At 72.1% G+C, this 23083-nt stretch carries 17 protein-coding genes; 15 read left to right on the top strand and 2 right to left on the bottom strand.

Features of this window, described 5'->3' with window-relative positions:
- The first annotated feature begins 74 nt into the window (after positions 1-74).
- The 14 genes from ACFVYR_RS35785 (at position 75) to ACFVYR_RS35720 (ending at position 19058) form a co-directional block, all read left to right on the top strand.
- A complete protein-coding gene (locus ACFVYR_RS35785) occupies positions 75-1928 on the top strand; it encodes a gamma-glutamyltransferase family protein (protein WP_384258542.1) in 1854 nt (617 codons plus the stop codon).
- 120 nt (positions 1929-2048) lie between these two features.
- Positions 2049-2876, top strand: a complete 828-nt coding sequence (locus tag ACFVYR_RS35780) for an inositol monophosphatase family protein (RefSeq protein WP_384258540.1) — start codon at positions 2049-2051, stop codon at positions 2874-2876.
- 215 nt (positions 2877-3091) lie between these two features.
- Positions 3092-5689 carry a lantibiotic dehydratase gene (locus tag ACFVYR_RS35775; RefSeq protein WP_384258538.1) on the top strand — a complete coding sequence of 866 codons (2598 nt, stop codon included), beginning with the start codon at positions 3092-3094 and terminating at the stop codon, positions 5687-5689.
- Positions 5690-5882: 193 nt separating this feature from the next.
- On the top strand, positions 5883-7079 hold the full coding sequence (locus ACFVYR_RS35770) for a B12-binding domain-containing radical SAM protein (protein WP_384258535.1): 1197 nt from the start codon (positions 5883-5885) through the stop codon (positions 7077-7079).
- A gap of 1 nt (position 7080) precedes the next feature.
- Positions 7081-8175, top strand: a complete 1095-nt coding sequence (locus ACFVYR_RS35765; RefSeq protein WP_384258533.1) for an arginase family protein — start codon at positions 7081-7083, stop codon at positions 8173-8175.
- Complete coding sequence (locus ACFVYR_RS35760; RefSeq protein ID WP_384258530.1) at positions 8172-9224, top strand: hypothetical protein; 1053 nt, start codon at positions 8172-8174, stop codon at positions 9222-9224. Before ACFVYR_RS35765 ends, ACFVYR_RS35760 begins: the two co-directional genes overlap by 4 nt.
- The gene (locus tag ACFVYR_RS35755) at positions 9224-10159 is read left to right on the top strand and encodes a PHP domain-containing protein (protein ID WP_384258528.1); all 936 of its coding nucleotides are present in this window, start codon (positions 9224-9226) and stop codon (positions 10157-10159) included. The genes ACFVYR_RS35760 and ACFVYR_RS35755 overlap by 1 nt, the downstream gene beginning before the upstream one ends.
- Positions 10156-12741: a lantibiotic dehydratase gene (locus tag ACFVYR_RS35750; RefSeq protein WP_384258526.1), complete on the top strand. Its 2586-nt coding sequence runs from the start codon at positions 10156-10158 to the stop codon at positions 12739-12741. Before ACFVYR_RS35755 ends, ACFVYR_RS35750 begins: the two co-directional genes overlap by 4 nt.
- Positions 12738-13982, top strand: a complete 1245-nt coding sequence (locus ACFVYR_RS35745) for an MFS transporter (RefSeq protein WP_384258524.1) — start codon at positions 12738-12740, stop codon at positions 13980-13982. The genes ACFVYR_RS35750 and ACFVYR_RS35745 overlap by 4 nt, the downstream gene beginning before the upstream one ends.
- Positions 13975-14883: a phosphotransferase gene (locus ACFVYR_RS35740; protein ID WP_384258522.1), complete on the top strand. Its 909-nt coding sequence runs from the start codon at positions 13975-13977 to the stop codon at positions 14881-14883. Before ACFVYR_RS35745 ends, ACFVYR_RS35740 begins: the two co-directional genes overlap by 8 nt.
- 132 nt (positions 14884-15015) lie before the next feature.
- Positions 15016-16428 carry a phytoene desaturase family protein gene (locus ACFVYR_RS35735; RefSeq protein WP_384258519.1) on the top strand — a complete coding sequence of 471 codons (1413 nt, stop codon included), beginning with the start codon at positions 15016-15018 and terminating at the stop codon, positions 16426-16428.
- Entirely contained in the window at positions 16401-16952 is a 552-nt protein-coding gene (locus ACFVYR_RS35730) for an O-acetyl-ADP-ribose deacetylase (RefSeq protein ID WP_384258517.1), read from the top strand. The genes ACFVYR_RS35735 and ACFVYR_RS35730 overlap by 28 nt, the downstream gene beginning before the upstream one ends.
- Positions 16953-17035: 83 nt before the next feature.
- Complete coding sequence (locus ACFVYR_RS35725) at positions 17036-18517, top strand: AlkA N-terminal domain-containing protein (protein ID WP_384258515.1); 1482 nt, start codon at positions 17036-17038, stop codon at positions 18515-18517.
- Positions 18518-18548: 31 nt separating this feature from the next.
- Complete coding sequence (locus ACFVYR_RS35720) at positions 18549-19058, top strand: methylated-DNA--[protein]-cysteine S-methyltransferase (protein WP_384258512.1); 510 nt, start codon at positions 18549-18551, stop codon at positions 19056-19058.
- A 74-nt stretch (positions 19059-19132) separates the two neighbouring features.
- Here ACFVYR_RS35720 and ACFVYR_RS35715 read toward each other — a convergent pair whose 3' ends face one another.
- On the bottom strand, positions 19133-19630 hold the full coding sequence (locus ACFVYR_RS35715; RefSeq protein ID WP_384258510.1) for an NUDIX domain-containing protein: 498 nt from the start codon (positions 19628-19630) through the stop codon (positions 19133-19135).
- 42 nt (positions 19631-19672) lie between these two features.
- Positions 19673-21397, bottom strand: a complete 1725-nt coding sequence (locus tag ACFVYR_RS35710; RefSeq protein WP_384258508.1) for a BCCT family transporter — start codon at positions 21395-21397, stop codon at positions 19673-19675.
- Positions 21398-21644: 247 nt separating this feature from the next.
- Between ACFVYR_RS35710 and ACFVYR_RS35705 the strand changes: the two genes are divergently transcribed.
- Positions 21645-22760, top strand: coding sequence for a glycerate kinase (locus ACFVYR_RS35705; RefSeq protein ID WP_384258559.1), 1116 nt, complete (start codon positions 21645-21647; stop codon positions 22758-22760).
- The last annotated feature ends 323 nt before the right edge of the window (positions 22761-23083 follow it).

The raw sequence follows: 23083 nt of genomic DNA, 5'->3' as shown, positions 1-23083 counted from the left end.
CGGGGAAGCCGCACGTCCGTCCCGCGCGCCCAACTCCCGGGCCAGGAGGGCGAAACAGCGAGGTGAGAGGGCCTATGTTCACGACGCGTCCCACTCTGCAGGGCACCTTCGGCATGGTGTCGTCCACCCACTGGCTGGCCTCCCAGTCCGCGATGGCCGTACTGGAGGACGGCGGCAACGCCTTCGACGCCGCGGTCGCGGCGGGATTCGTCCTGCACGTGGTCGAGCCGCACCTGAACGGGCCCGCGGGCGAGGTCCCGATCATCCTCGCCCCCGCGGGCGGCGAGGTGCGCGTGCTCTGCGGGCAGGGGCCCGCGCCGGCCGGGGCCACGGTGGCCCACTACCGCTCCCTCGGCCTGGAACTCGTGCCCGGCACCGGCCCGCTCGCCGCCGCCGTGCCCGGCGCCTTCGACGCGTGGATGCTGCTCCTGCGGGACCACGGCACGAAGCCACTCGCCGACGTACTGAAGTACGCCATCGGATATGCGGAGGACGGGCACGCTCCCGTCGAGCGGGTCGGCGAGACCGTGGAGACGGTACGGCAGCTCTTCGAGCGTGAGTGGCCCTCGTCGGCCGAGATCTACCTCCCCGGCGGCCGGTCCCCCCGCCCCGGAGAGCTGTTCCGCAACCCCGCGCTCGCCGCGACCTGGCGGCGCCTGACGGCGGAGGCGGAAGCCAAGGCGAAGGCGGAGGGCGCCCCGGCAGGTGACGCGCGGGTGGCGCAGATCGAGGCCGCGCGCGAGGTGTGGCGCAGCGGGTTCATAGCCGAGGCGCTCGTACGGCAGGCCGGACAGCCCACCATGGACACCAGCGGCGAGCGGCACGTGGGGACGCTCTCGGCGCGGGACCTGCGCGGCTGGACGGCCTCCTACGAGGACCCCGTCACGTACGACTGGGAGGGCTGGACCCTGTGCAAGGCGGGCGCCTGGAGCCAGGGCCCCGCGTTCCTGCAGCAGTTCGCGCTGCTGCCCTCGACCGCCGCGGAACTTCCCCAGTACGGGTCGGCCGCGTACGTCCACCTCCTGGTGGAGGGCTGCAAGCTGGCCATGGCCGACCGGGAGGCCTGGTACGGGGACGCGGGGGAGCGGGGCGCGGACGGCGTGCCGGTGCGGGAGCTGCTCTCGCCCGAGTACAACGCGGCGCGGCGGCGGCTCATCGGGGAGAAGGCCTCGTACGAGTTGCGGCCCGGGGCGCCCGGGGGGCTCGAACCGCGGCTCTCCGCGCACGCGCTGGCGGTGGCCGCGGGGGAGACCGCCGGTCTCGACCGGGGGGCCGGGGCGGCGGCGGGAGCCGGGGAGCCGACCGTGACCGTGGACGGCGCGACGCGCGGCGACACCTGCCATCTCGACGTCGTCGACCGGTGGGGCAACATGCTGTCCGCCACGCCCAGCGGAGGGTGGCTCCAGTCCAACCCCGTCGTGCCCGAGCTGGGCTTCCCGCTGGGAACGCGGCTCCAGATGGCCTGGCTGGAGGAGGGCCTGCCGAACTCGCTCACACCCGGGCGCCGGCCGCGCACGACGCTGACGCCGTCGTTGGCGCTGCGGGACGGGGTGCCCGTCATGGCCTTCGGTACGCCGGGCGGCGACCAGCAGGATCAGTGGCAGGTGCACTTCTTCCTCGGCGTCGTGGCGCGGGCCTCCGTACGGGGCGGACTCGACCTGCAGGGCGCGATCGACGCGCCCAGCTGGCACACGGAGGCGTTCCCCGGCTCCTTCCACCCGCGCCGGATGACGCCCGGCAGCCTGGCGGTGGAATCCCGGATGGACCCCGAGGTGGTGGACGAGCTGCGGCGCAGGGGGCATGACGTGGTGGTGGGCGGCGGCTGGTCGGAGGGCCGCCTGTGCGTGGTGGCACGGGATCCGAGGACCGGAGTGCTGTCGGCGGCGGCGAATCCCCGGGGGGCGCAGGGGTACGCGGTGGGGCGGTGACGCTGCGCTCGGCTCCCCCGCGGCGCGGGGCGACGTGACCGCCCCAGGAGTTGTCCCCCCGTTCACCCCCCATTCTCCGCGGCCGAACGGGATGTCAGTCCGTCGTGCTCTCATGGACACATGATCGAAGACTTTCTGACGCACGGCGTACGTGACGTGGAAGAAGCCGTCCGCAAGGCCGCGGCCACCGAGGTGACCCCCCGTTTCCGGCAGCTCGCCGAGGGCGATGTCGTCGAGAAGAGCGGCCCGCACGACATGGTGACCGTCGCCGACCGCCGCGCGGAGGAGCAGCTGACGGTGGACCTCGCCGCCCTCCTCCCCGGCTCCGTGGTCGTGGGCGAGGAAGCGGTGCACGCGGACCCGTCGACGTACGACGCGATCCGGGGTGACGCGCCGGTGTGGATCGTGGACCCCGTCGACGGGACGCGGCAGTTCGTGAACGGCGACCCCGGGTTCTGCATGCTCGTCGCACTGGCGGTGGGCGGCGAGGTCCAGGCCTCCTGGACGTACGCGCCGGCGCTGGACGAATTCGCCGTGGCGATCCGCGGCCGGGGCGCCTGGCTGAACGGAGAGCGGCTGACCGCCGGCTCGCCCGCCGCGGGCGCCGACCTCGAAGTGGCCACCTCGCACCCGGACTTCACCACCGAGGAGCAGAAGCGGGCCCTGCTCGGCCTCGCGGTGGACGGCGTGCGGCCCCGGCCGTGCGGGTCGGCGGGCCTTGAGTACCTCGCCATAGCCAGGGGAGCGCTGGACGCCGTCGCCTTCTCGTGGGAGCTGGCCTGGGACCACGCGGCGGGCCTGCTGCTCGTGGCCGAGGCGGGCGGCGCCGACCTGACGCTGACGGGTGAGCCCTTCCGGATCGGCGGCGGCAACACGCTGCCGTTCACCGCGGCCCGGGACGCCGCCACGGCCCGACGCGTCGCGGACCTGCTCACGGGCGCCGCCTGAGAAGCCGGTCCTCGCCCGCGCCCCGACGCCCGGCACGCACGCCCCGCACACCGACCACCGTGGCGCACGGAGCGTGAAGTGCCTGGTGTGGAGAGTGATCAGGCCAATCTTTGGCATGAAGTCGGCAAGCCCATGCATATGCCATTGAAAGACGCCGCACTCCGTGGCTAGCGTCACGCCCAGTGGTGAGCACTGAGCGGCCAACGGGGGCAGTCATGGACCGTCGAGGACAGCGTCAGGACGACACACGACTGCCGGACGGCAACACTCCGACCGGCCGCTCCAGTGACCGCGACGCGTGGGCGCTCGCCCCGGTCATGCTGCTGCGCCACGCCGGATTCCCCTGCTCTCTCCTGCGGGAAGTCGCCGATTCGGCGTCTGCGAGAACCGCGGATGCCGTACTCGCCCGCTGCGATGAGGCGCGTCGGATCGGACAGCGGTTGAAAGCGGTGCTGCGCGAGGAGCGCGTGGGCACGCAGGGAGACATCGCCTCCGGGGTGGGCATGCTGCGCCCTTTACCGCCACGGGATCTCGCCCGCCTGGAGACGGACCTCAGCCAGGCATCCCTGGAGACGGTCACGTGCTACCAGGACGCGGTTCTGGCCCTGGACAGCGTGTGGAGCGCTTTCGAGAAGGAGCACGCCGCAGCGCTGGCCCGCGGTCGCGAGAGTGTCGTACGCCTCTTCCGGGACCCCGCACTCCAGCAGGTTCTGCTCCTGTCGAACGACGCGCGCTTCGAGGAGTTCACCGACTGGATCGACAGTGGCGGAGGCGGATCGGACGGGCACGTCAAGCGCATGACCGACCTGCTCGCCATGTACCTCCAGCGGGTCACGACGAAGAACGAGACGCATTCCCACTTCGGTCCTCTCGCGGTGGCCCGGGTGGCACCCGGTACCCCGGGGATCTCCTGGTCCACCGGTCCACTGCGACGCGTCGCCTTCCTGAGCCACTGGGCGGGCGAAGCGCTCGCCGAGGCGTTCAGCGGCCGTCCTGAGCTCTTCGAGACCGTGCGTCCTCGGCGGTTGCCGCTCGCGTTCGGCCAGGGTCCGCGGATCCGGCTGTACGCGTTCGAGACGCGCACGGGTATGCCGGACGACTGGCGCTTCGTCGAGGTGACGGCCGAGACGTTCGACGACGACCAGTCATGGCTGTGGGAACGCTGCGACGGCGAGCGCACGGTGGCACAGCTCCGCGCCGCCTGGCCGCGACGCGGCAGCACCCCGCCCCGCCGCACCTTCGACGAGGTACTGCGTGAACTGGTCAGCAAGGGCTGGCTGACAGCGCGCTGGGAGATTCCCGTCGGGACCGCCGATCCCCTCCGGACGCTGGACGGACACCTGGAGGGACACCTGGAGAAGGAAGCAGGCGAACGCGCGGTGGTGCGGTGGTTCGCCGACACGCTGCGACAGTTCGCCGACGGCCCGGCCGTCGACCGCGCAGCCCTCCTCGGCCGCCTCAAGAAGACCTTCGAGGAGACCACCGGGACCGCGGCCAATCGCTCCCAGGGACTGCACTACGCAGACCGGAGCGTCCTCTACGAGGAGGCCTACAGCCCGGTCAGGGACATGGCCCTCGGCCAGGACATCGAGAACGTCGTCAGCCGCGAGCTGTCCGTGGTCTACGACCTGACGCTTCTCGCCCCCCGGCTCCGGGTCCGCCGCGAGCAGGAGATCCTGCACGACTGGATGAAGGCACGCTTCGGCCAGGGAAACCCCGTCGCTCTCCAGCACTTCTACGCCGGCTTCTTCGAGGACAAGCCCCAACTCGCCCTCAAGTGCGAGGAAGTGGACCGGGACATCGCGGCGCTCGACCACGAGATCACTGCCGTACTGCTGGCAGGGGCCACCGGCGACCAGCACGAGACGGTCGTCGACCGGGGGCAGCTGGAGCAGCTGCTCTCGCGCCATCCGGCCACGCCGCCCGCACTGTGCAATCCGGACGTCATGCTCGCCGCACGGGACGCCGACGCGCTCGCGGGCGGCGACTTCCTCGCCGTCGTGGGCGACTGCCATGCCGTCCGTGAGGCGCTCACCCACTCCAGCTTCGCCCCGCTGTTGCAGGCCGAGGCTCCGGACCTGCTCGACGAGGTCTACGCGCGGTACCAGAGCCTGCTGGACAAGGACGAGGTGCTGGTCGACCTCTCCCGCTCGCATCCCGACAAAACCGCCGCCCAACTGGCCTACCCCTGCCCGGACCTGGAGGTGCACGGGCTGTCCCCGAAGAGCCGGGACGCCGTGCTCCAGCCCCACCAGCTGTACGTCGTGGCGACCGCCGAACGCCTGGAGCTCCGCGCCCGGGGAGTGGAAGGCCGGCTGAAGCTGCTCGCTCCGCTGGCGGGCGGACCCAGCATCCGCCAGGACCCGCTGTCCCCGTTCGCCTTCCCCCGGCACTTCGGAGGCGTCGGCATACGCAGCGCCGGACATGACCACCTGCCACGCATCCGCTGCGGCCGCGTCGTACTGCACCGGGAGCGCTGGCGCATACCCGCGAACGCCCTTCGGGGATGGAGCCCAGGCACGCGCCCGGCGAAGGGGGACGCGGCCGAGTTCGCCGCCGCCCGCAGGCTCCGCCGTGACCTTGATCTGCCCCGCCACGGATTCCTGAAGATCCCCGGTGAGCCGAAACCGGTGTACGTCGACTGGGAGTCCCCCCTCATCGTCAGGCAGGTGTTCCGCCTCGCCCGGCGGTCGGATTCTCCCCTGGAATTCAGCGAAATGCTTCCGTCGCCGGAACAGCTCTGGCTCGAGATCGACGGAGAACGCCACACGAGCGAATTGCGCTGTGCGGTCTTCTCCCGCGGTTCCGGCTGACGACTCCACTTCGAGGATGCCCCCATCATCATCGAGCAAAGGAACGACGATGCCGAAGAGCTGCGTAGTCCAACTTCCTTTCCCCTCCAGTCATGACCCCGACCCTCATCTGTCGAGCTACTACGACGATTACGACCGGCGATTCCGGGCGTTACTCCCCGAATACTTCATCCCGTCCGACGGGTTATGGGAGATGCCGTTATGGGTCGCCCATCTGACCGCCCTGCTCGACACCGCGGGCATCGACTCCGTCTTCCGCGACCTGTCGAGGACACCGGCCGAACCGGACGCCTGCTCCGAGCCGTTGATGGAGGCGACGACCCCCGGCGACCTGGTCCTCATGTCGCCTCTCGCCCAGAACTTCCGCCTCGCCCTGGACGTGGCCAAACACCTGGAGCACGCCGGACGCCGCGTCGTCCTCGGCGGGAACATGGCCCCGCTCGCCCCGGACGGAGCCGTCCACGCGGTACACCGCGGCCAGCTCGACGCCACCTTCGTGCGCAGGCTCGCCGGTCTCGCCTCCGGAGCGGGCGGGAACCTGGAGAAGCCGCTTCTCCCCGGACTGGTGTCCGAGCGGATCACCTGGGCACCGGACTACCGCCATCTCGGCGGCTACGAAGGCCAGGTCCCCCTGCTGCGGCTCAACGCCAGCCACGGATGCCTGTACCAGTGCTCCTTCTGCGGAGACGCCTGGAGCAAGCAGCTCACCCTCGTGGAGAAGGGCGCCCTCGAGAAGGAAGTGGACGAACTCACCGCCCGCTTCCCGGACACCCGGCTCTTCTACATCGGCGACAAGACATTCGGCCAGTCACGCGAAGCGGTCGCCAACCTGTTGGACGTCTTCCGCGACCGGCCAGGATACCGGTTCATCGTGCAGACACATGTCATGCAGGTGAAGGACTGGATCGTCGACGCCATGCGGGAACTCGGCGTCGTCGCCGTGGAACTCGGCTTCGAGTCGGCCGACTCCCAGATGCTGAAACGGCTCAACAAACTCTCCCGCGGCCTCGACGACTACACCACGAAAATCCATAAGCTGAGCGACGCAGGCCTGAAGGTCGTCCTCAACATGATGGGCGGCCTCGACGAGGAAACGGAAGCCGCGCACGGCCAGACCGTCGACTGGATGCGGGAGAACAGTTCGGCGCTGTGGCTCTTCAACCTCTACAACTTCGTTCCCTACCCGCTCACCCCGGACTTCCCGAGGCTGCGTGAGCGCATATTCAACTGGGACTTCGCCGACTGGCGGGAGGACGTACCCGTCGTCTACCGGCCGCAGCACCTGTCTCCCGAAGCGAGCTGGGACCTGTTCCAGGAGAAGGTCGCCGCCGCGCACGACATCATCCGCACCCCGATGCCCCTTCCCACGTCCTCTGCGCAGGAGAAGTGACATGAACGAGCTCCCCGACTTCGCAGCGCTGCAGAACAGCGTCAAGGCCGAGGACTTCGAGGAGGATCCGCTGCCCGGCTGGGCCGGCGTCGCGACACTCTTCGGCACCCCCACCACTCCCGCCGACCGGGTGGACGTGGGAGAGGACGGCTGGGTGGTGTCCGGCGTCCCCTTCGACGCCACCGCAAGCTCCCGGCCGGGAGCCGCGGAGGGCCCCCGGGCCATCCGCCAGGCAAGCCTGGTCTTCTCCAGCTACCTGACCAGCCTGGGCCAGTGGCGCATGCTGGACACCCGCACCGGCCAGGCCTTCCGCTACCGCGCCCCCCAGGTCGCGGACGCCGGTGACCTGCACGTCTACCCGACGGACACCGTGCGGACCTTCCAGGCCGTCGCGGCGGAGAGCCGCCGTCTCAGCCAGTCCGCGCCGTGTCTGGTCTTCCTCAACGGCGACCACTCGTGCACCTTCCCCACCTTCGCCGGCTTCCGTGCCGGACGGCTCGACCGCGGCGCGGGCCGCGTGGGGTTCATCAACATCGACCACCACTTCGACTTCGGCAACTGGAGCACGCTGCACGGACCGCTGTACCACGGCTCCAACTCCCGCAGGATCAGCGAGATCCCCCAGATGCGCCCGGAGGACATGGCCTTCGTCGGCGTCGGCGACGTGACCAAGTACGACCAGTACCGGGGGCTGCTCGACAGCGGCTTCCACATCGTGCCGGGCTCCCGGATCACCAGGGACGGGGCCGCCGCCGCACTGCGCCCCCTCATCGAGGAACTCGGCTCCCGGTGCGACACGGTCTACGTCTCACTCGACATCGACGTACTCGACAGCGCCTCGGCCACCGGAACCGGCCATGTGACCATGGGCGGCATCAGCACCGGCGAACTCCTCGATGTCTACGAGGAACTCCGCGCGCTGCCCGTCGGCGCCGTCGACGTGGCGGAGGTCGCACCCCGCTACGACCCGTCGGGCAGCACCGCCCAGATCGCGGCACGCCTGCTCTTCGAGTTCCTGTTCCGCACCGAGTGCGTCCCGTCCGACTTCGCGCCCTGGTCCGAAAGCGCCTGTGACGAACCCCTGGAGCACCAGTGAACTTCACCCCCTCCGAAGCCCGGTTCGACTGCACCGCTCTCGTCTCCGGGCCCGCGGACCGGCGCGAGCAGGCACTGGACGACATGGCCGCCGCGTCCGTCGACGTCATCCACCGGGTCGGCTTCGCGGTGTTCCGCATCGGCCGCCTGCGGCTGGGCGTCGAGGAGAGCCGCCGCCTTTCGACAGCCCTGGCCGAACGGATCCGCGCCGCGCTGATCGCCCGTGGCGCCCCCGCGAAGATGCGGCTGGAGGTCGACCGGCCGCAGCAGACGTACGTCCCCGAGGGGTTCTCCACCCGGACCCTGCTGCCCCACCACGACGGACAGCACTGCTCCTACCTGACGCCCAGTCTCCAGGACGCGCCCGACTGGGATCCCGCCTGGCGGGAATTCGGCAGCTCCGGCTACACCACCACTCCCGCGCACAAGATGTACCAGGGCATCTTCCTCCCCGACGTGGGAGAAGGGCTGAGCGTCACGACGTACTACGACTGGCTCGGTGTCATCGACGACGTGCTCGACCGGCGTGACATCGAAGCCGGGGACGACCGGCCGGCCGCCGCGGCCCGCTGGCTCGGTGACAACCTGCGCCGGGGGCTGGAGCGTCAGCCGGAGCACGGCTGTGCCTATCCGTCGCTCGGAGCCATGCTCGGTCTTCAGGAACCTCTCTGGCACGGCCTGTCCTTCCACCACAGCGAGGCCGTGCTGACGAAGGAGGAACGGGTCCGCTACCCCGCCGCCGTGCCGCTGGCCCGGCGCTGCGCCTGCGGGGAGTGCGAGGGCGAGGCGGCACGCCTCTTCTGCCACCAGGTGCTGATGGCCACCGGCCTGACCTGGGCGCAATTCCGGCGCCGCTGGGAAGTACTCGCACCGGGCGAGCACTGCGACCTGCTGTTCGGCCACAACCTCACCATGCTCCACGGCGGCCTGGCCGGCGGCCCGGGGCGGATCATCGAGCCACTGTGCCTGGTCATGGACGAGCCGTCAGGACCCGACTACGAGCGATGGCTGGCCGCGTCCTGGCGGCGCGCCCTGCCCGGAGCGCGCTGATGCGGGGGGCGTCCGCCACTCTCGCCACCCCGGTCGACCTGCATCTGCACACGCGGCACTCCGACGGGGACGAGGCCCCGGCCGAGCTGGCCCGGCGCTGTGTCGACGCCGGGCTGCGCGTGGCCGCCGTGACCGACCACAACACCGTGGCCGGCGTCGCCGCGTTCGAGCAGGCCGTCGGCGGGCGCCTCACCGTGGTACCGGCCTGCGAGGTCACCGCCACCTGGCGCGGCGCGGAAACCCACTGCCTTGCCTACTTCATCGACCCCCATGACCTGCGGTTCCGGGAACGGATCGGTGGTGTCCACGACGCCGAACTGGCGTGGTGGCGCACCTGGACCGACCGCGCGCAGACCATTGGAGCGCCGCTCACCTGGGACGACGTGGTGCGACGCCTGGGCGGCCACCGGGTGGCCTATGTGGGCGACTATCTCGCCCTGCTCCTCGAGGCGGCGCACGACGATGCGAGGTTCGCCGACTACACGGCAGATGCGTACGACCGGCTCGTGGCCGACTGGTGCCGTCCCGGCAGGCCGCTCCATGTCGAGCACCCCGAGAAGCCCGACGTGGTCGACGTCCTGTCATGGATCGAGGAGGCCGGCGGGGCCGCCGTCCTCGCCCACCCGGGCCAGTTCGTGACGGACCTGGACGGACCCGGGTGCGTGGCGCTGCTCGAGCCGCTGCGGGAGGCCGGACTGGCCGGGCTCGAAGTGTGGACGAGCTGGCACACCCCGGCCGAGAGCCGCCTCCTCGCCGATGTATGCGACCGGCTCGGCCTCGTCCCGACCGCCGGGTCCGACTACCACGGGGTGCGGGTCAAGCCCTGGGCGCCGCGGCCCGGCCTGCTGCCCGCGCTCCCCGCGGACCCCCTGGCCGTCCTCGACGCGCTGCACGAGCGTCGTCCCGTCCGCACGAGCACCGAGGCAGGGCTGTGACCAGCGTCAACGACTCCCAGAGCAGCACGAACCCCGCACCGGGCGAGGCGTGGCGACTCGTGCCGATCGTCGTGCTCCGACAGGCCGGCTTCCCGATGGAGGCGCTCGACCCCCTCGTGGACACCGCCTCCCTCGACGAGGCCCACGCTCTCCTGGAGAGCAGGGACCGGCTGGCTTCGCTGGCGCGGGACCTCAAGCCCGTACTGCGGCAGCACCAGGTGCCCGGTTGCCGGCAGTCGGCGTCGCGCGTGGGCCTGCTGCGACCGCTGTCCGGCCGTGAAGTGCGGCGTGCCACCGCGGCACTGCCCGACGAGGCGGCGCACACCCTGCACACCTACCAGGCGTCCGCCGAGGAGTTCACCGCGGAGCAGGAGGCGTACACGGCCCGGTACCGCACGCGCCTCAACCTTGCGAGAACCGCCGTGGCCGAGGCGTTCGGCGACGAGCGCCTGCGGCAAGTGCTGCTGCTGTCGAACGACTCCGCGTACCCGGAGTTCGCCGCATGGCTCGACAGCTTCCAGGAAGACATGGGCCGGCACACCCGGAGGATGACCGACCTGCTCACGATGTACCTCCAGCGGGTGACGACGAAGAACGAGACCCACTCCCACTTCGGACCGTTCACCGTGGGCCGGGTCGGACAAGCGCCGGGCATCGCCTGGACCTCGGAACGCGAGATGGAGCGCCGGACGCTCTTCAGCCACTGGGCCGCGGAGAAGCTGGCCCAGAGCGCCGCGGAGGTCCCCGGCCTGTTCGACTGCGTACGTCCGCGCAGGCGCCCGCTGTCCTTCCTGCGCGAAGGACGCATCGACCTCTACGCGTTCACCACCCGCGACGGCCTCGACACCGACTGGAACTTCCAGCACCTCGGAGGCAGGGAGGCGGCGGCGCACGAGCAATGGCTGTGGCAGCGCTGCGACGGGGAACGGACGCTGCGCGAGTTGCGCGCGGAGTGGGACACCGCGTTCGGCTCCCACACCCCCGCCCCCTTCGACCAGGTGCTGAAGGAGCTGGTCGCGCGGGAATGGGTGGTGGCCGAGTTCGAGATCCCCGTCGGCGACCACGAGCCCCTGACCGCCCTGCGCCGCCAACTGCTCTCCGCTCCACCGGAGCAGGCCGCGCCGGTCCTCTCGGCCATCGGGCATTTCGAGGAGGACCTGGCCCGCTTCGCGACGCTGCCCCTCGCCGAGCGCCCCGCCGCGCTGGCCGCGATCAAGGCCAGGTTCGAGAAGGTGACGGGAACCCCCGCGAACCGCAACAGCGGCCTGCACTACGCCGACCGGAGCGTCCTGTTCGAGGAGGCCCACGGCGAGCCGGTCGACCTGACCATCGGCCCGGACATCGCCCGCTTCATCACGGACGAACTGTCGATCGTGTACGAGACCGTGCTCGCGCGTCCACGCCTGCGCATGCGGCGTGAGCTCGCCATTCTCACCCGATGGGTGGCGGAGCGCTTCGGCGCCGGTGTCGAGGTCCCCCTGGACCGCCTCTACTCGGAGTTCTTCCGGGACCGGCACGCCATCGAGGAGGAGTGCGCCGCCGTCGAGGCCGAGCTGGCGGCGCTCGACCGTTCGATCACCGACGCCCTGATGGGGGAGGGGGGCACGGACCGGCCGGAGGTCGTCGTGGAGAGGGAGCGGATGGAGGCGATCCTCGCCGACCGTCCCCGTAGACCCGCGGCGGTCGTCGACCCGGACGTGCTGTTCGCCGCCACGAGCCTTCAGGACCTGCGCGAGGGCCGGTTCACCGCGGTGATCGGAGACTGCCACGCCGTCCGGGAGGTCATCACCCACACCAGCTTCGGTCCCCTGATCCAGGAACGCGCGCCGGAGCTGCTGCCGCAGGTCTACGAGGGCTACCTGTCCCTGCTCGACGACGGCGAGGTCCTCGCCAACCTGTCCCGGGGCCACCCGGACAAGTCATCGACACAGCTCGTCTACCCCTGCTACGACCTGGAGGTCTACGGCCGTTCCGGGCAGTCGCGCGACCGGGTGGTGCAGCCGTCCCAGCTGTACGTCGTGCTCCGTGACGGACGGCTGGAGCTGCGGGCCCACGGGGTCGCGGGAAGGCTGCGACTCATGGCGCCCCCGGCCGGCGGACCGAGCATCCGCCAGGACCCGCTCTCCCCGTTCGCCTTCCCGCGGCACTTCGGCGGGGCGGGACTGGACGCCCCCGCCTTGGCGCACATCCCCCGTATCCGCTGCGGCCGTGTCGTCCTGCAACGCGAGACCTGGCGGGTCTCCGCCGCCCGCCTGCGCGGTGCGGCCGCCTTCGAGGGACCCGTGGGGCGGACGGGCGGGGAGGAGGCCGCGGAGTTCGTCGCGGCCTGCCGACTGCGCTCCGAGCTCGGCCTGCCCCGGCACGTCTTCGTCAAGATCCCCGGCGAGCCGAAACCGGTCTACGTCGACTGGCACGCACCGCTCCTGGTACGGCAGTTGTGCCGACTTGCCGCACGGAAGGACGGCACACTGGAGATCTCCGAGATGCTGCCCACGCCCGCCCAACGCTGGCTGAGCGTGCGCGGTCACCGCTACACCAGCGAGCTGCGGTGCGCCGTGTTCTCACCGGGGAGCACGGGGTGAGCGCGCACACCACTGTTCGCTTCGGTTCCGGCTACCACCGCATGATCGGCGCCGCGAGCGCGTCGGCGGTCGGCGACGGCATGCGCTTCGCGGCCCTTCCGCTGCTGTCCGCCGCGCTGCTGCACGACGCGTTCCAGGTGTCCGCCGTCACCGCGGCCACCACGGTTCCCTGGCTGCTGTTCGGTCTGCCGGCAGGGGCGTACGCCGACCGGTTCGAGCGTGGTCGTCTGATGGTCGCCGCCGACCTGCTGCGCGCCGCGACGCTGATCGTCACCGTGGTGCTGCTCGCCTGCGACTGGCTGACCTTCTGGCCCCTGATGACCGCGGCGTTCCTGCTGGGTGTCGGGGAGGTGCTGTTCGACTGCGCGTCCTTCGCGCTGCTGCCGGGCATCGTTCCCAGGGAGAAGCTGGAGGCGGCGAACGGCAGGCTCTTCGCGGTCCAGACCGTGGGCCGCGACCTGCTGGGACATGTGCTCGGGGGTGTGTTCTTCGTGCTGGGCAGGGTGATTCCCCTCCTGCTCGACGCGCTCTCCTTCCTGGTGTCCGCAGCGCTGCTGACCGGCGTTCGCGGGCCGCGGCCCGAGCGGTCCGCGGTCAGGCCGCGGCTCCTGACCGACATCCGCGAGGGCCTGGTCCACGTGCTGCGTGATCCTCTGCTGCGCGCCCTGACCTTCTCCGCCGGCGTCATCAACGCCGTCTACCTCGGACAGATCGCCGTCTTCGTCATCCTGGTGCGCGACGTGCTCGGGCTCCCGGACGCCGCATACGGGGCGCTGCTTGCCGCCGGAGCCGCCGGGGGCGTCGCCGGCAGCGTGGCCGCGAGCCGTATGACCGGAGCGCTGGGCCGGGTCCCCACCCTGATCGGAAACCTGGCCCTCATGGGCTTGGGCGGCCTGGCGGTAGCGGCGACCGACAGCGTGTACGTGGTCACCGCGGGCTACTGCGCCGCCGGGTTCGGTCTCATGGTCTGGAACGTCGTGGCTGTCTCCCTGCGTCAGGAACTCATCCCGGACCGCCTCCTCGGCCGGGCAACCGGCGTGTACCGGCTGTTCGCCTGGGGGACGATGCCCCTCGGCGCGCTGATCTTCGGCTGGCTGAGCACGTCGGCGGGGCCGCGGACGGCCTTCGCGGTCGGCGGCGCGGTCACCCTGCTGATGTGTCCGCCCATCGCTTTCACCCTGCTGAAGGACAGCAGGATCACCGACGACCGCAAGATCCCCGAAGGTGCACATGATGAGTGAGAGATTCGCCGAGCTGGACAGCCTTGCCGAGCGGTGGGGCCTGAGCAGTCTGGAACTGGTGGGCAAGGGACTGGAGTTCTCCGTCTACCAGGCCCAAGGGCGCGACGGGCGGCCCGTCGCGGTACGTCTCGCGCACCGGCGATTCGACTCGAACGCCAATGACCCCCACGTGGACACCCGGACCCTGCTCCTTCAGGAGTACGAGATCGCGCGGCATCTGGCCGCCCATGGTCTGCCGGTCGCGGAGGCGAAGGAACTCGTCCTGGCGGACGATCCGGACTCCCCTGACGTACTGCTCTCCGCATACGTCCCCGATGACGGGTCGGCTCTCGACTCCTTCGCGCTCGGGCAGCTCCTCGCACGGCTGCACCAGGTGCCGCCGCCGCGGCTGCGGCCCGTCGCATCGGAGGCGGTGCCCACGGCGAGCGCGATCACCGCACGCATCGGGCGCCGTTGGGCCGAGATCGGCCGCCTCGTCGATGACTGGCCCGAGCCGCCGGACCCGTCCCTCATCGCCGGCCGGCTCACCGGCCTCACCGAGGACAGCCTCCTCCACCTCGACGTCCGCAGCGACAACATCCGGCGTCGGCAGGGGCGGACCGTCGCCCTGCTCGACTGGTCGAACGCCCTGCTCGGCTCCACCTCGCTGGAGTTCGGGCGCCTGACCGAGTACGCCAGGTACCCGGAGAACGAGCTCGACATGGCAGCGATCCGCAGCGGCTACGCGAGGACGGCCACGGTGCCACCCGACAGCGATCCGTGCCTGCACGTCTGCCGCCTGGACGCCGCACTGATGCTGGCTCTCGTCTTCCTCTCCGAGGCGCCCGACCCGAGCCGCGGACCGGCGGCAGCCGACCACGCACGAGAACTGGCGCTCAGGATGGGCGCACGGCACGCGTGACAGTTCACTCGAAGGCGGGCTCCGGGAGGGCCGGGGCCCGCGGATCGGCGCCGGTGCCCCGGCCTATCCTGGCGGAAGTGGCCAGCGGCTGACGTGGCCAGCGGCTGACGAAGGAGTCCCAAGGTGCCGTCCATGCTTGATGCCGTCATCGTGGGGGCGGGGCCGAACGGGCTGACCGCTGCCGTCGAGCTGGCCCGCCGCGGCTTCTCCGTGGCCGTCTTCGAGGCGAAGAGCACCGTGGGCGGCGGAGCGCGCACACAGGAGCTGACGCTTCCGGGGTTCCGGCACGATCCCTGCTCGGCCGCCCACCCGCTGGGCATCAACTCCCCGGCGTTCCGCTCGATGCCCCTGGAGCGCTACGGGCTCCAGTGGCTGCAGCCGCCGCTGCCCATGGCCCACCCCTTCCCGGACGGTACCGCCGCCGTGCTGTCCCGCTCCGTCGCCGAGACCGCCGCCTCGTTCGGGCCGCGCGACGCGGGCGCCTACCGGAGGCTGATCGAGCCGTTCCTGCCCAAGTGGGACGTCCTGCTCCGGGACTTCATGTCCCTGCCGCTGAGCTCGCTGCCGAGGGACCCCGTGACCCTCGCCCGGTTCGGACTCGTCGGGCTGCCGCCGTCGACATGGCTGATGCGGCGCTTTCGCGACGAGCGGGCCCGCACGCTCTTCGCGGGACTCGTCGCCCACGTCATCGCCCCGCTCGACGGCATCGTCACCGGCGGTGTCGGCATGGTCTTCGCGCTGGCCGCGCACGCCCGCGGCTGGCCCGTCCCGCGCGGCGGCTCGCAGTCCATCTCGGACGCGCTCACCGCGTATCTGAAGGACCTCGGCGGCTCCGTCCACACGGACTACGAGGTCAAGCGGCTCGACGACCTGCCGCCCGCCCGCGCCTACGTGTTCGACACCTCGCCGACCGCGCTCGCCAGGATCGCGGGGCTCGGCAACGCCTATGCGGGGTACCGGTACGGGGCCGGCGTCTTCAAGATCGACTATGCCCTGGACGGCCCCGTCCCCTGGACCGCCGAGGAGGCGCGGCGCGCCGGGACCGTGCAGGTCGGCGCGGACAGCAAGGAGATCGGCGCCGCGCTGCACGCCGCCTCCCGCGAAGGCCGGGCGCCGGACGCGCCGTTCCTGATCACCGTGCAGCCCAGCCTGGTCGACCCCTCCCGCGCGCCGGAGGGCAAGCACGTCTTCTGGGCGTACGGCCACGTCCCGAACGGCTGGGAGGGCGACCTCACCGACGCGATCGAGCGGCAGCTCGAGCGCTTCGCCCCCGGCTTCCGCGACCGCGTCCTCGCCCGCGCCACGGCGGGCCCGCCCCAGCTCGCCGCGTCCAACGCCAACTACATGGGCGGCGACATCGCCTGCGGCGCCGCGAGCGGCCTGCAACTGCTGCTGCGGCCCAAGCCGTCCCTCTTCCCGTACGCCACCCAGCACCCCGCGGTCTTCCTCTGCTCGTCCGCGACGCCCCCAGGACCCGGAGTGCACGGCATGTCCGGGCACAACGCCGCGAAGGCCGTATGGAAAGCACTGAGGAGCACACCGTGACCGCGCGCATCACGCTGGTCCAAGGGGACATCACCCAGCAGCACGCCGACGCCATCGTCAACGCCGCCAACTCCTCGCTCCTCGGCGGCGGGGGCGTCGACGGTGCCATCCACCGGCGCGGCGGCCCCGACATCCTCGCCGACTGCCGCCGCCTGCGCGCTTCGCACTATGGCAAGGGGCTCCCCACCGGCCGTGCCGTCGCCACCACCGCGGGCCGGCTCGACGCCCGGCACGTGATCCACACCGTCGGCCCCGTCTGGTCCGCCGACGAGGACCGCTCGGAGCTGCTCGTCTCCTGCCACCGCGAGTCGCTCCGCGTGGCCGCCGAGCTGGGCGCGCGTACGGTGGCCTTCCCCGCGATCTCCACCGGCATCTACCGCTGGCCGCTCGACGACGCGGCCCGCATCGCCGTCCGGACGGTCCGCGAGTCCGCGGATCCCGCGCACTTCGACGAGGTGCGCTTCGTCCTCTTCGGCCAGGAGGCGTACGACGCCTTCACCGCGGCGGAGGCAGCGGCGCGGTAGGCCCGCGCGGGCGGCCAGGCAGCGCTACGTCGATGTCGCATTCTCGCCAGCCACCCGGCGCAGGAACCGCGATCCTTGAGAGCATGCACACCGACACGGAACGCTGTGTACGCGCCGTTCAGTCGAAGGACGCCCGCTTCGACGGCTGGTTCTTCACGGCAGTCGTCACCACCCGGATCTACTGCCGCCCCAGCTGCCCGGTCGTCCCGCCCAAGGCCGAGAACATGACGTTCTACCCCAGCGCCGCCGCCTGCCAGCAGGCCGGCTTCCGGGCCTGCAAGCGGTGCCGCCCCGACAGCAGCCCGGGCTCGCCCGAATGGAACCAGCGCGCCGACCTCGTGGCCCGCGCCATGCGCCTCATCGGTGACGGCGTCGTCGACCGCGAGGGCGTCCCCGGCCTCGCGCGCCGCCTCGGCTACTCCACCCGGCAGGTCGAGCGCCAGCTCCTCGCCGAGCTCGGCGCAGGACCGCTCGCGCTCGCCCGCGCCCAGCGCGCGCAGACCGCGCGGCTGCTCATCGAGACGAGCGAGCTGCCCATGGCGGAGATCGCCTTCGCCGCGGGCTTCGCCTCGATCCGCACCTTCAACGACACGGTGCGCGAGGTCTTCGCGCTGGCCCCCGGCGAGCTGCGGGCCCGCGCGCCGAAGCGGCCGGGTATCGCGCGGCCCGGAGCGGCGGGCGGCGTCCTCTCCCTGCGGCTGCCGTTCCGCGCCCCGCTCAACCCCGACAACCTCTTCGGGCACCTCGTCGCCACCGCCGTGCCCGGCGTCGAGGAGTGGCGGGACGGCGCGTACCGCAGAACCCTGAGCCTCCCCTACGGGCACGGCATCGTCGCCCTCACCCCGTACCCCGACCACATCGGCTGCCGGCTCGCCCTCACCGACCTGCGCGATCTGACCATCGCCATCAGCCGCTGCCGCCGCATGCTCGACCTGGACGCCGATCCGGCCGCCGTCGACGGCCGGCTGCGGACCGATCCGCTGCTCGCGCCGCTCGTCGACAAGGCCCCGGGGCGGCGGGTGCCGCGCACGGTCGACGAGGCCGAGTTCGCCGTACGCGCCGTCCTCGGCCAGCAGGTCTCCACGGCCGCCGCCCGCACCCACGCCGCACGCCTGGTCACCGCGCACGGGACGCCGGTCGAGGACCCCGAAGGGGGCCTCACCCACCTCTTCCCCGGCCCCGACGCGCTCGCCGCACTCGACCCCGAGTCGCTCGCCCTGCCCCGCAGCCGCCGCGCCACGCTCACCACGCTCGTGCACCGGCTCGCCGACGGCAGCCTCGGCCTCGGCGTGGAGAACGGCTGGGACGAGGCCCGCGCCCGGCTCGCCGAGCTCCCCGGCTTCGGCCCCTGGACGGTGGAGGTCATCGCGATGCGGGCGCTCGGCGACCCCGACGCGTTCCTCCCCTCCGACCTCGGCATCCGCCGCGCCGCGAAGGAGCTGGGCCTGCCGCACACCCCGGCCGCGCTCACGGCGCGCGCCGCGGCCTGGCGCCCCTGGCGGGCCTACGCCGTCCAGTACCTGTGGGCCACCGACGTCCACCCCATCAACTTCCTCCCCGCGTAGGGGACGACGAGACGCAAGGAACATCCCGACCATGGTCACGGAACGCCTGCACACCCACATCGACAGCCCCTACGGGACGCTCACCCTCGTCGCCACCGACGGCGTGCTCAGCGGCCTCTACATGACCGACCAGCGCCACCGCCCGCCCGAGGAGACCTTCGGCCACCGCGATGCGACCCCGTTCGCCGAGGCCACCGACCAGTTGGCGGCCTACTTCGCAGGGGAGCTCACGGAGTTCGACGTGCCGTTGCGGCTCGACGGCACGCCGTTCCAGCGCACGGTCTGGCGTGCGCTCCAGGGGATCCCCTACGGCGAGACCCGTACGTACGGCGAACTAGCCGAACTCCTCGGCAGGCCCGGCGCCTCCCGCGCGGTCGGCCTCGCCAACGGCAAGAACCCGATCGGCGTCATCGTGCCCTGCCACCGCGTCATCGGCGCCAACGGCAGCCTGACGGGGTACGGGGGCGGGCTCGACCGCAAGCAGCGACTGCTGGCCTTCGAGGGCGGGGCGACGCGGACCGGGGCCGACGTCCTGTTCTGACGACGTCTTCTTCCGACGACGTCCTCTTCTGACGAGGCCCTGGTCCGCGCCCGCGCCCGCGGGCCTCTGCGGCGCTACGGCCTGCGCCCGTCCTCCAGCTCCACGGGCCCGCCGCCCCGCGCCAGCACGTCGAGGGCGGCGGCGACCCGGCGCCCCAGCGGTTCGGGCAGGTGCTCCGCGAGGTCCTCGGGGGCCACCAGGCGCCAGGAGAGCAGCTCCTCCTCCTGCAACTTGACCGACTTCAACTGGTCGGCGTCGAGCACCCCGCCGTCGTACAAGTACGCCACCAGCGGCGGCCGGCTCCGCACCGGCCCCGGCGGCACCCAGTCCACCACGAGCAGCGGCCCGAGCCCGACGTCGAGCCCGATCTCCTCAAGGGTCTCCCTGCGCGCGCCCTGCCGCGGCGTCTCCCCGTCGTCCGACTCGACGGTCCCGCCCGGCAGGGCCCAGCCCGCACGGTAGTTGGGCTCGACGAGGAGTACGCGGCCCTCCGCGTCGCGGAAGAGCGCGGCGGCGCCGACGAGGACGCGGGGGAGTCCGGCGATGTACGTGGCGTAGTCCTGGATGGTCATCCGGAAAGCGTAGCCGCAGCCCGGCATGGGCCCGGCGGGACGTCAATCCCCTTCCCCGCTGCGGGACCTGATGGCCCGTCGGAGGCGGCGGTGCCGGTCGGGGGTCTGCTCGGTGATCGCGTCGCCGACCATCGTGCGCACCGCGTCCCGCAGCCCGTGCAGCGCCTGGCCGCGTGCGGGTCCCGCGCCCGGGTCCGCGCGCAGTTCCTTCAGGAGCGCCCAGCACAGCGCCAGCATCACCACGACGAACGGCAGCGCCACCAGGATCGTCGTGCTCTGCAGCGAGTTCAGCCCGCCCGCGACCAGCAGCACCGCCGCGACCGCCGCCATCAGGACGCCCCAGGTGACGACCAGCCAGGTGGGCGGGTGCAGCGAGCCGCGGCTGCTGAGCGAGCCCATCACCAGGGAGGCGGAGTCGGCGCTGGTGACGAAGTACGTCATGACGAGGATCATCGCGACCCAGGAGGTGACCGTGCCGAGCGGCAGCGCGTCGAGCATGGCGAAGAGCGAGGCCTCCGCGCCCTCCTCCACCTTCGCGGCCATGTCCACCCGGCCGGTCGCGTCGAGCCGGATGCCCGTGCCGCCCATCACGCAGAACCACACGATGGTGGCGCCGCTCGGCACGAGGAGCACGCCGATCAGGAACTCGCGGATCGTCCTGCCGTGCGAGATGCGGGCGATGAACGTGCCGACGAACGGCGCCCAGGACAGCCACCACGCCCAGTAGAAGATCGTCCAGGTGCCGAGCCAGCCGCTGTCGGTGAACGCGCCCGTGCGCGAGGCCATCGGAAGCAGCTGGTGGAGGTAGCCGCCGACGCTGGAGGGGATCGCGTCGAGGACGAAGACGGTCGGCCCGAGGACGAAGACGAACAGCATCAGGCAGGCGGCGAGCACGATGTTGAGGGTGCTGAGCCACTTGACGCCCTTGTGCACGCCGGAGAAGGCCGAGACCACGAACGCGGCGCCGAGCGCCACGATGATGATCAGCTGGAGGGTGGTGGAGTCCGTCACGCCGGTGGTGAGGTTGAGCCCCGTGGCGACCTGGAGCGTGCCGACGCCGAGGCTGGTCGCCGTGCCGAAGACGGTCGCGAAGACGGCGAGCAGGTCGATGAGGCGGCCGGGCCAGCCTGCCGCCCGCCGGGCCCCGATGAGCGGCACGAAGACCGCGCTCAGGCGGTTGCCGCGGCCCTTGCGGAAGCCCGCGTAGGCGAGGGCCAGGCCCGCGATGCCGTAGATCGCCCAGGGGGTCAGCGTCCAGTGGAAGAACGAGTACTCCAGGGCGGTGCGCGCCGCGCCGCCGGTGCGGGGCTCGCCGCCCGAGGACGGGGGAGGGTTCAGATAGTGGGTCAGGGGCTCGCCGACGCCGTAGAACATCAGGCCGATGCCCATGCCCGCGCTGAACATCATCGCGATCCACGCGAGGTTGGTGAACTCCGGCCGCGCGTCGTCCTTGCCGAGCCGGATGCCGCCGAAACGGCTGAGCGCGAGGACCACGCAGAGGACGAGGAAGGCGTCGGCGGCGATCACGAAGAGCCAGGCGAAGTTGGCGAGGACCCAGGCGAGCGCGGCGTCCGAGGCGCGTTCGAAGGAACTCTTGCCGATCGCGGCCCAGCCGACCACCGCGAGGACGGCGGCCACGCCGATGCCGACGACCACGTAGTCCGGCGTGCCGTCGTGCGGTGAGCCGTCCGCCGGGTCCCGGTCGGTCGGCGGCGGGTCCGGCGGGTCCTCGCCGGGAGGGGGCTGATCGATCAATTCCGTGCTCATGGCGCACCACTATGGAGCGATATGGCGGGATTTTTCGTCGGGGCGCGCCGTCTCGCGCCCCGGTCGGCCATGGGCAGCGGGCCCTGTCTGCGGTTATGGTCGCAGCGGCGCGACTGCCTTGACGCGAGCAAGGCCCGGAAAGCAAGGGGAAACCAAGGTGGCGGACGCTGCAGGGACGGCGGGACACGAGCGGCAGGCGCACGCTGGGCGCGACGGCGCACAGCGCGGGAACGCGCACCGCGTACTCATCGCCGCGGACAAGTTCAAGGGCTCGCTCACGGCCGTGCAGGTCGCCGAGCGGGTGACGGCCGGACTCCACCGCGTCGCCCCCGGCGTGCCGGTCGAGGCGCTGCCGGTCGCCGACGGCGGTGACGGCACGGTCGCCGCGGCCGTCGCGGGCGGCTTCGAGCGCCGGGAGGTGCGGGTCACCGGCCCGCTCGGCGAGCAGGTCACGGCGGCGTACGCGCTGAAGGACGGCACCGCCGTGGTGGAGATGGCCGAGGCCTCGGGCCTCCAGCTGCTCCCCGAGGGCGTCTTCGCGCCGCTCACCTCCACGACGTACGGCTCCGGGGAGCTGCTGCGCGCGGCGCTCGACGCGGGGGCCCGCACCATCGTCTTCGGCGTCGGCGGCAGCGCCACGACCGACGGCGGCGCGGGCATGCTCGCCGCGCTCGGCGCGCGCTTCCTCGACGCGGACGGCGAACCCGTCGGACCCGGCGGCGGACCGCTGGGGGAACTGGCCACCGCCGACCTGTCGGGTCTCGACCCCCGGCTGAAGGACGTCGAGATCGTCCTCGCCAGCGACGTCGACAACCCGCTGACCGGGCCGAAGGGCGCGCCCGCCGTCTACGGTCCGCAGAAGGGCGCGTCCCCCGAGGACGTCGAGGCCCTCGACGCGGCCCTCGCCCACTTCGCCACGGTCCTGGAGGAGTCCATCGGCCCCAAGGCCGCCGAGTACGCGCAGTCGCCGGGCGCCGGAGCCGCGGGCGGCATCGGGTACGGCGCGCTGGTCGGCCTCGGCGCGGGCTTCCGGCCCGGCATCGACGTCATGCTCGACGTGCTGGGCTTCGCGCCCGCGCTTGAGCGGGCCACCCTGGTGATCACGGGCGAGGGCTCGCTCGACGAGCAGACCCTGCACGGCAAGGCCCCCGCGGGCGTGGCGGCGGCGGCACGGGCCGCCGGGGTCGAGGTCGTCGCGGTCTGCGGCCGCCTCGCGCTGCCTCCGGAGACGCTGGGTGCGGCCGGTATCCGCCGTGCGTACGCATTGACGGACGTGGAGCCGGACGTGGTGCGGTGCATCGCGGAGGCGGGCCCGATCCTGGAGGTCCTCGCGGAGCGTCTGGGCCGGGACTACTTGACCTGAGGGCCCTGTAAGGGGCGCGGGGAACTGCGCGAGCGACCGAAGAACGACCCGCAGCCGCGAAGGGCCCTGGCCGGGCAGACGCCCGCGCCAGACCGCCTGCCGGGCGGGGCTTCTTCGGTTCGGCGGATGCGGGTCGTCTCGGGTTGTTCGCGCAGTTCCCCGCGCCCCTGAGGGGGCTGAGGCCTGTCTTTGAACCCCCGTCTGCGCCCCGGCGCCCGGCACGTGCCCTCGGCGCACGGAGCCCCAGGTCATGTGGCTCCGCCACATGACCTCGAACTCCGCACTCCGATCGCAATCGTCCCCAAGCTCTCGGCTCCGCTCGA

The organism is Streptomyces sp. NPDC058284 (assembly GCF_042881135.1).
Lineage (GTDB): Bacteria > Actinomycetota > Actinomycetes > Streptomycetales > Streptomycetaceae > Streptomyces.
Note: the sequence above shows the minus strand (reverse complement) of the source record. Positions and strands in the feature narration are given on the sequence as shown.